6 protein-coding genes are annotated in these 12,778 nt (G+C 47.7%); all 6 read right to left on the bottom strand.

The window, feature by feature from the left end; all coding sequences use genetic code 11:
• Window positions 1–3: 3 nt before the first annotated feature.
• Entirely contained in the window at window positions 4–933 is a 930-nt protein-coding gene (locus HQ865_RS01670; protein ID WP_237073698.1) for a glycoside hydrolase family 43 protein, read from the bottom strand.
• A 6-nt stretch (window positions 934–939) separates the two neighbouring features.
• Entirely contained in the window at window positions 940–2,325 is a 1,386-nt protein-coding gene (locus tag HQ865_RS01665) for a glycoside hydrolase family 140 protein (protein ID WP_173413221.1), read from the bottom strand.
• 9 nt (window positions 2,326–2,334) lie between these two features.
• Entirely contained in the window at window positions 2,335–5,445 is a 3,111-nt protein-coding gene (locus tag HQ865_RS01660) for a DUF6298 domain-containing protein (protein WP_237073696.1), read from the bottom strand.
• 70 nt (window positions 5,446–5,515) lie between these two features.
• Window positions 5,516–7,174 (bottom strand): polysaccharide lyase, encoded by a 1,659-nt coding sequence (locus HQ865_RS01655; protein WP_173413219.1) that lies wholly within the window; start codon window positions 7,172–7,174, stop codon window positions 5,516–5,518.
• A 429-nt stretch (window positions 7,175–7,603) separates the two neighbouring features.
• Window positions 7,604–9,484 carry a RagB/SusD family nutrient uptake outer membrane protein gene (locus HQ865_RS01650; protein WP_173413218.1) on the bottom strand — a complete coding sequence of 627 codons (1,881 nt, stop codon included), beginning with the start codon at window positions 9,482–9,484 and terminating at the stop codon, window positions 7,604–7,606.
• Between the two features lie 12 nt (window positions 9,485–9,496).
• Window positions 9,497–12,763, bottom strand: a complete 3,267-nt coding sequence (locus tag HQ865_RS01645; protein WP_173413217.1) for a SusC/RagA family TonB-linked outer membrane protein — start codon at window positions 12,761–12,763, stop codon at window positions 9,497–9,499.
• Between the last annotated feature and the right edge of the window lie 15 nt (window positions 12,764–12,778).

Raw genomic sequence — 12,778 nt, 5'->3', positions numbered from 1 at the left:
TTTTTATTGTCCGGCGGCTTTTTTCAGGCCGTCCAGTATTTTAGGTGTTACTTTAAAAATGGTGCCGTGCTTATGGCCCTCAGGCACTTTTACACTGTCGCTTACATCGGTAAAGGTTTTAAAATCGGTGGTACGCATAGCGCCATAGCGTTTCAGCCGGTACGAATCGTAATAGATCAGCCAATCGTTACCGGCCTTAATAGCCGATGGCCCCTCGCTGTACATTTCAGTAAAGCGTTTCGTATAGTCATGATATGGGCCAAGCGGACTTTCGGCAAAGGCCACCAGTATATTGCGGTTGGGGCGGGTATTATCTTTCATCACCAGCACATAATCGCCTTTACCACGTTTGATGATCTCGGCATCTATCACGCTGAAACCGGGATCAAGAAACAATTTGGTCGGACTGAAAGTCTTGAAATCCTTAGTAGCGGTATAATACAGACGGTGGTTATTATCCTCATCCTCCTGCCCTTTCGGGAATCGGCCGGGGATGCACGAAGCCCATACAATAATGTATTGCCCGGCCTCATCATCATAAAACAATTCGGGCGCCCAGGCATTTTTGGTAGTTGGTTCATAACCCATTACGTTAATATGCTCCTCTTCCGACCAATGCACCAAATCCTTTGAACTGGCATGACCGATACCCTGGTCATTCTTCCAGTTGGTGGTCCATACTAAATGAAATGTAGCATCAGGCCCCTGGGTGATGGATGGGTCGCGCATGATCTTGGCATCGCCCACCAGTGGTTTCAGGTAAATGTGGTTCAGGTCGGTCCAGTGCCAGGCATCTTTGCTGTATAAAAAACGCAAGCCCTCATCAGCCGGTTCGTGGAACGAACTGAACACGTAAATGCTTTTACTGCTTTTGCACGCTACCATTAGCATAGCGGCAAAGCCCATCAGCATATATTTTACTTTACTGCTCATCACTGTTTATATCGAATCAAGTATCAGCACCCAATCGTTACCATTTTTCTTTTCGCCGGGCGGGTTAAATTTCATCGCTTTAGCTTTAGCAAAAGTGCCGATAGCAGCAGTTTGTCCGTTGCGCGGGTTATACCATGCTGCTTTTACTTTGCTGCCCGCTAACTCCATCGCATTTATCTGCATATCGCGACCGTTATAAGTGTATACAAAGGCGTAGTTTTTACCACGTGTGCCCATCAGCCTGTCGTAGCGCTCGCCTTGTCCGGCGGCGACCAGGTTCTGATCGGGGATACGATCAAAATATGATCGTGATAGCATCAGCTTTTTCAGGTAGCCCATTTGTTTAGCGCCCGGCATATTGATGCCTTCGGTCCACGGCATTACCGATCCGTATGAACCCATTTTTTCGCCGGCCTTGTGCATCTGCATCACATCGTTATTGCCATAGGTATAGCCGCAGCCGCCTGCAAAAACCGACCAGTAACCGTAACGGCGCACCTCTGCAGCGTTCCAGCGGGGCAGTTTAATATCGTGCAGACCGTAAGGGATATTTTCGTATGATGGCTCTGCATCAAGCGTGGGCTTAACGGGTGTTTTGGCGTAGTCGTCGTTCACGTATTTCCAGTTATCCTCGCCGTAATTCAGGTCTTTTTTAGCGGTATCCTGCGCATAGGTTTGGTGGCCCGATTGGAAACAGTTAAAGTTCAGCCAATCCTCGTTATGGAACCAGGTAGATGACTGCGTACGCCCGCGCGGATGGAAGGTCATCAGATGCGTTGGGTCGATATCGTGGATGGTATTGCCTATCGCTTTCCATGTTTTTAAGGAATCGGTACCGGGAACATCTCCACCGTTCATCCAAAGGATGTTTGAATAACCTTTATAACGGTTAGCCAGAAATTCGGCGTAGGCTTTACCCTGGCTTTGTGTGATATGGCTTTCCTTTACTACCGAACCCCATACCGGCACCAGGGCAATATATAAACCCCGCTCGGCAGCGCGGCTGATTATCCAATCGATATGGTCCCAGTAATCATATTCCTTACCTTTACCATACGTATTACCGGGTGTAACCTTCGGTTCAGCTATCTTTTTATTGGTCAATGCCGAATCGCCGTAGGCGTTCACTTCTTTACTGCTGTGCACCACCATGGCCTGTATCACGTTGAAGCCTTGCTTTTGGCGGGTGTCGAGATACTGGATAGCTTCCTGCCTGTTCAGCTTAGAAAAGAGCAGCCAGCCAGTATCGCCCAGCCAAAAGAATGGCTTGCCCCCGGCAGTAAAATAGCGGTGATTATCCGATATTTTAATAACCGGCAATGCCTTTTCCTGTCCCGTTTTAAAAGCAAAAAGCAGGCAGCAGGTAATGCCCGACAGTATTAATTTCTTCATCGTTTATATTTAGATGCGGCTTAGCCATAGTATGGCCGGTCCGGTTTTAGGTGCTTTCAGTTCGATTCCCTCGCCGCCTTTGATTTGCTGGCTACCAGGCATGACCTCCCCTGTTTTAGGGTCGATCCATTGTACTTTATAATTGATATTGGCTGTTAGCTTTGGTTTAATGGCGCTATCACTTTCGCTATATACGATGCAGCCTTTTGCTCCGCCCAATGCCCACTGGCCTTTTGGCGCGCCCGATAATTCTACAGGCAACATAGTAGCCGCGTCGGTCAGCAATTGTTTATCAGTGTGGGCAGGCAACACCGGTAACGATCCGCCGGCAATAAACACGGCCCAGCCAAAATGATCAAAACCATCGGCCGAGAACAGTACCGCTTTTTCGGGGTATTTAACGCGATACTCGTGCACAGCATTGTATACCGATTCGAAAGATACGGCTTTAGGTTTAAATACGCGCTCCTGCTGGCGCGGGGCCAGGCTTTGGCCGCCAAGTGGGGCATACAGTTTGCCGCTGCCCTCGTAATACCAGTAACGGATATCGATAGCGTTAATTACAGATGCCTTAGATGGATCATTCAGTATGCCATCCTGCACATCTTTGGTAGCGCTTAGGGTGATGATTTGTTTTTGTTTGTGGGCGATCTCCCATTGCTTTACCGTTTCTACCCAAAACTGCATAAAATGCAGCGGACCGGTAAACTCGGCGCTGGTGGCCTGCAATACGCCGTTGTTGCCTGCAAAGTTGTCCATACATTTGTTGATGTAGGCCACCAATAGTTTGCGGCGGGCCGGATCGGTCTCATCATAAAATTGTTCGGCCATAAACTGGCGTTTATCGCCCGCGTAATTAACAGGCTCGGGGAAACCGGTGCTGTTGATGTTATTGGCCGTACGCCACGGGAAATCGGTATAGTGCGCACCAGCCTCAATAATATTATGCTGGAAGAAGTTATTGTGGAACAACACCAACCCCTTCTGATCGGCCAGGTCGGCAAATTGCTTCAGGCGGCTCCAGTACCAGATGTTGTATTTGGTCAAATCATATTTGCTCAACCCATCATAAGCCAGATCTTTCTCGCTTCCGCTGCGGCCGAAAGGCAACTCGTAAAACGGTGCCCAAACATCGCCATCGGCCCGGCGGATACGTTCGTGATCGTCGCGACGGCGCTCGTACCATAGGCCATAATTATGTTCTAAAACTACGGTGTGGCTATTCAGCAGCCAGTCGCTTACTTCGTTCAGGTCGTCGGTTAGGCCTGTACCGGTGCGGCCGGGTACCCAGCGTGTAATATCGGGCTTGGCGGTCTTTTCTAAATAATTGGGTTTTACGTTACCGTTCCACCAGGGGCTTTCGTAATGCATGCCCTGCAAAATGCTATTGCCACGCACCAGCCAGCCATTTTTGATGGCCATTGCAGGCGCAAGCGCCGGGGTGGCTGGCGTTTTATAACCGATATCATCAATACTCTTTGCTCCTGCGGATGCAATGCTGATGGGTTTACGTTTCGAAGCGCTATTCACCCAATCGCCCATGGTAGTTTGTGGCTTGCGTGCTTCAGCCATCAGCGCGGCAGCTTGTTCGGGCGTTGGGCTGCTGGATGGTTCGGTCATGATCTGCAGGATATCGGCCTGCTTGCTCACATCTTTACCTAAACGATCTGTTAACTGCGCATAGAAAAAGCTGCGGGGGGCGATGGTACTATTGGCCGATTCCCAATAACCATTACCACCAAATTGCGCCCAGGCACCGTAGGCCCAGTTTTGTGCGGTTGGCGGCGCGTAACAATCTATATGGGCGGCGGTGCAATTCCACAACATGCTATTGGCTGCGTTCCAGCCGGCGCCTTGTCCGTCCTGTTCGCGGTTCTTGTAGCTGATGGCTTGCCCGTCGATACTGGTTACATCAAACAATACGCCCGATGCCCAGCTGTCCAAACCGCCGCTAAAACTTAACGACTGTGAACCCATACACTGTACAAAAGCCGTTGGACCAGGCGTGCAGAAGCCGGTGCCAAAATCGTGATATCCCTGTTCAGAATACAAGCGCTGGAACAGCGTTTGCCCGCCCATGGTCCAGAATGTATTACGACGGTAACCACCTATTTCAGATACAGGTGCCAGCGAGCGGCAGTCCTCAACGGTAACGCGGTTAGCGGTTTCCAACACAAATACAGCAGATCCCGCAAAATGCTGAAAGGTAACCTGGCGTACCCAGGCATCGCTCACATTTTCCATGGTAATGGCCATCCAGCGGTGGGCTTCGTCTTTTGGGTTAGTAGTATCGTAAGCTGATCTTAATAAAATATTCTCGATACCTACCTGTGCGATTCGCCCCTGCCAATCGTATTTGGCAATGGTGCCGCCCCCGTAAGTGGTATCAAGCGCAGTTGTTAAAGGCGCATCAACGGTGATGGCATTTCCTTTAACATCAATGATCTTGCGGTCCCAGTCAATATCCTGGTCGCCGGGGTGCCAGCCTAAGGTACCTAAACCGCCTCCGAAGCTTTGTACACCTAAGGCAGCTATCCAGGCCGCGGTACTTGGGCGGTGCACCAATATTTTATCGCCTGCCTTTAAATTCCCGGCTGATGCTACGTGGAATGTAAAAGCGTTTACCGGCACATAAGCGTCGGTTATTTTTATCTCGTTCTCTTTATGGCGATCGTTTTTACCCGCAACTTTAATAAAAGTCTCCCGGTCTTTACCGGCAGCCAGTAATATGGTACCATCGTTACCCATGCCGCTGCCGCGCAATATCACGCCTGACGCATTCATTTTCAGGCTGCCGTTTACAGTATAAGTTCCTTTGTTAAGCAGTACCGCTCCGCGGATGCCTTCGGCATTGGCAGGTAAAGCAGCTACATAATCAAGAGCGGCTTGTATGCGTAAGGTAGCATCGCCGGGTTTTACAGGCACTACAACTTTTACCTGTACGGTTGGGATCGGCTGTTCGGAGGCCATGTACCCGGCATACGAATAATCGGGAATACGATCGCCGTTTGGCGCAGTGGCATAAACCAGTTTGCCGCCTTTTTCGGCGGCGACAGGCGATTGGGGCTTAGGCGCCTTTTTTTTGTCCTGAGCAATTAAGGGCGTGTGCCACCACAGCACACACCCTATTATAAACCAAACTAAAGAATGAAGACTTTTTAATTTAAAACCGCTCATTAACGCCGACCTTTTATTTAGTGATTTTCTTTTCGCCCTTCGCGGCAATTGTATTCAAGTAAACTTCGATGTTGGTATAGCCGCCGCCATTTTTTGCAGGCAGGGCCGAATCTTTGCCATCCTTAGGGTTAAGGCCGTGGGCCAGTTCCCAGCTATCAGGCAAACCATCGTTATCCGAATCTTTATACGGGGTACCCTTATATTCAGGGTAGCCGCCTACCTGCCATGGGGCAGTGATGATACCCATCTTGTACGAATCTTTAGGCAGTTTACGCACTTTGAACTGGAATGCCGTATCGGTATTCATTTCCTTGTAAGTGATCTTCCCGGTGCGTACCTGTTCGGTAACACGGGCGTCTACGGCGTCGCGCACCGGTAGGGTGGCGCCGGCGTTGGCTACTACAAATTTGTAGGCTTCCTCGGCTGTCATTACATGTATCGGCGCATGCGGGAACGGGAATGGTACATCGGTACGCATAAATTCGGTGTATTTACCGGCATCAGGCAACTCCTTACCGCTGGCATCTTCCACTTGTACACCACCTGCCCAGTTATCCTTAGTTACGGTAGCGTTACCCTCCATTACATTACCTTTAATGTAAACGCGACCAAAATATTTTTCCTTTAATTTACTACGACCTGATTCCGGCTTCAGGAAACGGTGGCCTACCGGCTCATCTTTAGGGGTAACCGGACCAGGTTTAAAGTAGTTATTGATCACGTTGAAGTTACTGGTGTAATCGCCACCATCCATAGTGCGGTGGTGCCAGTTGAATACTACGTTATTTACGAAGTGATAAACATCCGTCCAACCGATAGATGGGTTACGACCAGTGTTATCGGCCCAAAGGTTGCGGATCATCAGGCTGTTCTCGCCGCCTGTTGTACTGCCGAACGAGTGGTTCCAGTAATCCAATGCTTCAGAGTAGATACAGTTTTGGATGGTGATGTTAACCGTTCCTTTCTTCTCTTCCTTAGAGCCATCGCCCGGATCGAACATGTGGCGGTACATCGAGAAATTCTCATCTAAACCCCAGCTGGCCGAAACATGGTCGGCAATGATATTACCGACCGGGTTACCGCCCAAAGCGTCGTCCCTGCGGCCTACGTTGGTTTCACCACGGCGGAAACGCATGTAACGGATCACCACATCGTGCGTGTTCACCCAAAAAGATTCGCCGGCTACGCAAACGCCATCGCCGGGAGCAGTCTGCCCTTCGATAGAGATGTATGGAGCACGTACAATAATTGGCGATTTGATGCGGATGATGCCGGCAACGTTAAATACCACCATACGGGCACCACCTTGTTCGCAAGCCCAGCGTAAACTACCCGGACCGTCATCGTTAAGATTAGTTACCACCAGCACTTTACCGCCGTGGCCGCCGAATGAATACGCGCCACCGCCCTCTGCACCGGGGAAGGCCAGCAATTTAGATTGCGGCAGATCCGTTGGGCGCGAGGCCCAGGGTACAAATGGTTTACCATGCTTCTGATCGTACTCTACAGTTGGCAAAGCCACCGCCCATGCCGAATCTGAATGAGCCTGGGCCCGTTTCATCAATGCTTCGCTTTCTTCCTGCACTTTTTTAGGCACCTGCGGATATTGTGCAAATGCCGAACCGGCAAACATTGCCACACATGCCGATACCAGTAAAATTCTTTTAGTCATTTTTAATCTTGTTGATCCATCACCCGCTACAAACGGGCAATTATTTAGATATTATTTAAGCTTACGTACACACTTTAGTACCGCAAATTGCATCGCGATCAATATCAGGGTGCTTTAGGTATAAATTTGGTTATAATTTATGCTTATTCAAATATGCGGGGTAAGCCCACCCGTTTAATATAGTATGTTGACAAGGTTTTATAGGATTTTATCCTATTGACTGATTTTACCTATAAACGCTTAAATTGTCGCACTTATATTACAAATCAAGTATAAATTAAGCAAAATCCGTTGCCAAATAGCTAAATTCAGGCATCCGATCAAGGTGAAATTTTGTGCCAATATCATACATAAACATCACACAGCATATAAAAACAAAAAAGGGAAGCTTATGGCTTCCCTTTTTTGTTTTTATTGTGATACAATAACCTATTGCAGCGGGTTAAATGTACCGCCCCATGTGCTGGTTTGTACCAGGCTTGGGTTATTTTTAATGGCATTTGTTGGGATGCCAAAGAAATAATCAGCTGTTTGATAAGCAATGTTATAAGTATCCAACTGTTTAGTTGTTATAGTGAAGTTGGTTGTATAAAAAGTATCAAAAGCGGTACCTGAAGTAGGCGTAGCATCGCGGGTTGCCAGGATATAATCGGTGCTGGTGCCGGTATTTTTCAGCATGATGGTAACGGCCGAACGTCTTTTACCATTCAGGGTAACCTCAAGCAATTTCCTGCGGCGCAGATCCCAGTAACGTTTACCTTCGTAGGCGAATTCTATCTGACGCTCGTACATGATCGCGTTGATCATCGCATCGTGGTCCATACCTGCGGTTAAACCATACAGGTTATCCGAACCGGCTTCAATACCCGCCCTTTTCCTGATGGCTACCAGGTCGGCATAAGATTCTGTCAACTTACCCAATTCAGCGGCAGCTTCAGCGTGATTTAACACCAATTCGGCGTAACGAATTTCCTGCCAATCGGTACCTGCATAAGGTAAGTTAGCAGCGCTGATGGTAGGATCAATAGCTTTACGAAGGTAAAAACCTGTTGTGCTGGCTGCAACCGCTTCTGTTGTTTTTGACGCAGTACCCGCAGTATTGCTGAAGTAAAAATAAGTCCACAACCTGTTGGCCGTGTTACCAACTAATGGCCACGAGCAACCATTATAAGCAATGGTTTGGTAAAAACGCGGATCGCGGTTAGCATAGAAGTTAATTGGCGGCGTAGTGGTATTATAAGGATACTTGGTTGACGTACCCGGCGCTTTACCATCGGCCATTGGGAAGGCGTTAACCATATCCCAGGTTGGCTGATAGGCGCCACCACTTGTAGCAACGGCTTTTGGCACAGCACCACCTACATAACCGTTAGAGTTACGGCCATTATCGGTTTGATCTGTATTGTACTCGGTTACAAATACGGCTTCAGAGTTGTTCTCTGTAGTCCACATGGTGTAATCCCATTTAGGGAACAAACCGAACCCGTTAGCACTTAACGTAGCGATGGCGGCATTTGTAGCATCGTACGCGGCTTGCCAGCGGGTTTGATCGGTAGTTGCAACTACTGATGTGGCTGTAGCCGGCATAGAAGCCAATGGCGAGTTAAATTGCGGACTTGCGTAAGTTAACAGTACCCTCGACAGCATGGCCTGGGCAATGCCTTTAGTGATACGGCCCTGATCCAGCGAGTTTGGCCATTTTACCGGCAGAGAGGCAGCAGCCGTATTTAAATCGGCAACAATCTGCTTAAATACATCAGAAGTAGTAGCCCGTGGCAGGTAAGTTTTTGAAAGGGCATCATCACCAACCGCGTCTAAAGCACTGGTCACCAGTGGCACACCGCCATACATTTTAACCAATTCAAAATAACGGAACGCGCGCCAGAATAAAGCCTGGCCAACAAAACGTGTTTTAGTGCCCGCAGGCTGGGTGCCACCATTTACGCTTTCAATAAAGTTATTGATATAACGCAGTTTACCATAGTTGGTAGCATTTGAGTTTGAAGTACCGATATCACCAACCGATTCGATAGTGAGGGTACCTTTAACCATTGCGTTATCAGAGTAGCACTCTTCGGTAAGGTTTAATGGCCCCAGGTCCTTGATATAACTAACCGAACCTGTACCAAACCATTGCGGCTGGTTTTGCGCGTAGATATAATCAAGGTTGAACTTTGTTAAAGTAGAGTCGTTAAATACGGCATCGCGCGAAAGGTTTTGCGGATCATCCTTTTGCAATACCTTTTTGCAACTGCTCAACAGCGCTGGCACTGCCAGTGCCATTGCCATTAGTATATATAATTTTTTCATTGTCGTTTTCAATTAAAAGGTTGCATTTAAACCAACAGATACAGTTCTGATAGCGGGGTATTGCTGGATACCACTTTGCACATCGCGGAAGCCATTAGGATATGGATTTGTAAGGCTGAACATGTTGTAACCAACCGCGTAAAGCCTTGCGCTGCTCATACCAATTTTGCTTGCCCATTTTTGCGGCAGGCTATAACCCAGGTTAATGGTATTAATATTCCATTGGAACCCACTAACAAACCAAAAATCGCTGGTTGTTTTAATATTATCCAAATAATATGGGTTAGGATACTTCGCATCGGGGTTAGACGGCGTCCAGTGATCGGCCCAATAAACCGGCTTATTTTCGGTAATAGGGTTGGCCGAACTTTGCTGAATCCTGTCGTAGCTGCCAATACTGTTTATACCACCCCAGCTCATGCCCATTACAACCGCTAAACTTAACGATTTATAATTTACAGCCCAGTTTAAACCAAGGCTATAGTGGTTATCATTCTTCTTGTTCAGGTATACCTGGTCGTTCGCATCAATGATACCGTCGCCATTTTGGTCAACAAAGTTGATCATACCCAGGTGATAGATACCGCTGGCATCTTTAATAGCTAAGCCGTTAACCAATACCTTGCTGTCGCCACCTGCCGCGGCTGTTCTTTGAGCGATGATCGCATCGGCCTGCTCTTTAGTGCGGATGATGCCTGCCGACTGGTAACCGTAAGTACCGACATCTGATGACTTGCCGATCAGATCCAGCGGGGTACCGATATTACCAACCGATTGGTCCCTGGCAATTTGCTTGTTATCGCTCCAGGCAAAGAATGGTGAAAAGCTGTAGGTAAAGTCCTTACCTATCTTATCTCTCCAGCCTGCGCTGATCTCCCAGCCAAAAGAGTTTACAATACCCGAGTTTTGTACCGGTAAGTTTGCCGCAACCGTAGCAGGCACTGCCGAAGAGATGGTTTGCAACAAGTTGTATCCATGGTTCCAGTAATAATCAACACTGGTAGTAAGGCGGTTCCTCAGGAAAGCCAGGTCTAAACCATAGTTGGTTTTTGTGGTATGGTCCCAGGTGATATATGGGTTGGCCAGCGCCAGGTTATAAAGGATGCCGTAGTTACGTGCGGCTTCGTTAAACACTGCGCCGCCGCTGCTGCCGGTACCAAACTTGTAGCTTTCATCATACTGATATTTCAACGAGTTGTTGCTACCCAGCAAACCAACCGATGCCCTCACCTTTAACAGATCGAGCCAGGTCACTTTTTTCATGAAGGTTTCGTTAGATACTACCCAACCTACCGAAGCAGCAGGGAAATAGCCATAATTACGGCCCGGCAAAAAGTCGGTACTACCGTCAATACGGGTTGATAACTGCACGAAGTATTTATCGGCATAGCTATAATTTAAACGGCCAATGTAAGAAAGGTAACCGTTGTTGGCAATTGAAGATGCCTGGTTAGCCGATGTAGTACCGGTTGTAAAATTGATGTTATCCTTACCGCCGATGATCACGTTATCTGCCTGGCCTCTCAGCGCGGTGTTATAATCTTCCCTTTGTTCGTATACACCAAGGAACGATATATTGTGTTTACCAAAGCTGCGGTTATAGTTGATGATACCATCTAACTGGTAAGCGCGCGCGTAAGTAGAGTTGATAAACACCCTGTCGCCGTTTTTCCTTAAAGTTACGTTAGTAATGGTACCGCCCGGGATGTGGTTGTTACCACCTGTGCCGCTATAAGTATAAATATTAAACGAAGTACCATATTGCTGGCCCCAGCCGTTGTTATAATTCTCATTTAAAGTACCTGTTAAGTTCAAACCTTTAACAAACGGAACATCATAGCTTAATTTTCCCAGCACGTTCATTACGTTGCTGCGCTGCGATGTATAGTTATCTGAGTTTTGGAACAGGAATACGTTAATGTTATCGATACCGCCACCACTTGATAACGAACTGTTAACAGCTACCGGGTTACCATCGATAAAGTATTTTGACCATGGCTGCACAACGTTTAACGATGTTACGTCGTTATCTAAGCTTTCCGAGGTTGAATCGTATTTATACCAATAGCTGCGGCTGTTATAGCTTGACGAGCTTAGGTTTAAACTGGCGGTAAGGCCTTTAGCTGCTTTAGCTTCGATAGATGCCCTTAAACCCCATTTGTTTGAGTTTACACCCTTAAAGTTAGAATTCTGGATCACATAATCGGTACCTGCATAATAAGTTACTTTATCTGTACCGCCGCTTATGGCAACAGCTTCACGCTCAGTCCACGCGGTTTTGAAGGCCTGCTCTAAATAGTTGGTACTGTTGTTGGCGATGTAATCCAATTCATCAGGCGTATACCATGCAGTTTCTTTTTGGGTAACCACACCATTGCGGTAACCATTAGCATCAATATACTGCACCTGGCCGGCATTAGGCTGGCCGGCGGCGGCCAACGACTGGCCAACACGGGTTTGGTTATAATCGTTAAGCCAGGTAGCCAATTGTATACCGCTCATCATTTTAGGCAACTGGCGGGCGCTTGCTGTACCTACCGAACTGCTGAAACTGATCTTCGGCGCACCCTGCTTACCTCTTTTGGTGCGTACCAGTACAACACCGTTTGCACCCTGGATACCGTAGATGGCCGCTTCCGCATCCTTCAGGATAGAGATGTTGTCAATTTCATTCGCATCAAGCAAGTTGAAATCGGCAGCGGTCCTGATCTGGTCGTCAATTACATACAATGGGGAAACGCCTGTTTTACCATTAGTAACAATTGATGTAGGGTTACGGATAACGATGTTGGTACCCTGGCCAGGGCGTTGCGATGGGGTTGATACCGAAACGTTTGGCGACTGCCCAACCAGCGATGCCGCTAAGTTAAGGCTTGGCAGGTCTTCGATCTTTTTAACATCGATATTTGCTACCGCCCCGGTTAAGCTGATCTTTTTTTGCTCGCCGTAACCAACCACAACAACTTCGTTAAGGTTGCTGGCCACAGGCTGTAGTTTAAAATCGGCATTACGTTCGTTAGCAGGTACCGCGCGCTCCTGGTAGGCATAACCGATATATTTTACGGTAAGCACTACACTCTGCATATCGGTAACCTTGATGGAGTATTTACCATCAATATCTGTAGTAGTAGCAGTGTTACTACCTTTTACCTGGATGGTTACACCTGGGAGTGTTTCACCCTTTTCGCCCGTTACTACCCCCGAAACTGTCCGGGTTTGGGCCATAACTGCACTGCTTATTAAAAACAGTACCGAAAAAAAGAGGAGAATTCTTCTCATAAGTTAATAGATTTT

The sequence above is a fragment of the Mucilaginibacter mali genome, from assembly GCF_013283875.1.
GTDB lineage: Bacteria > Bacteroidota > Bacteroidia > Sphingobacteriales > Sphingobacteriaceae > Mucilaginibacter > Mucilaginibacter mali.
This window is presented reverse-complemented; position numbering and strand designations above follow the sequence as displayed.

Coding starts and splice junctions, on each gene's coding strand:
- HQ865_RS01670 (WP_237073698.1), bottom strand. CDS start 933: ATGAGCAGTAAAGTAAAATATATGCTGATGGGCTTTGCCGCTATGCTA.
- HQ865_RS01665 (WP_173413221.1), bottom strand. CDS start 2,325: ATGAAGAAATTAATACTGTCGGGCATTACCTGCTGCCTGCTTTTTGCT.
- HQ865_RS01655 (WP_173413219.1), bottom strand. CDS start 7,174: ATGACTAAAAGAATTTTACTGGTATCGGCATGTGTGGCAATGTTTGCC.
- HQ865_RS01650 (WP_173413218.1), bottom strand. CDS start 9,484: ATGAAAAAATTATATATACTAATGGCAATGGCACTGGCAGTGCCAGCG.
- HQ865_RS01645 (WP_173413217.1), bottom strand. CDS start 12,763: ATGAGAAGAATTCTCCTCTTTTTTTCGGTACTGTTTTTAATAAGCAGT.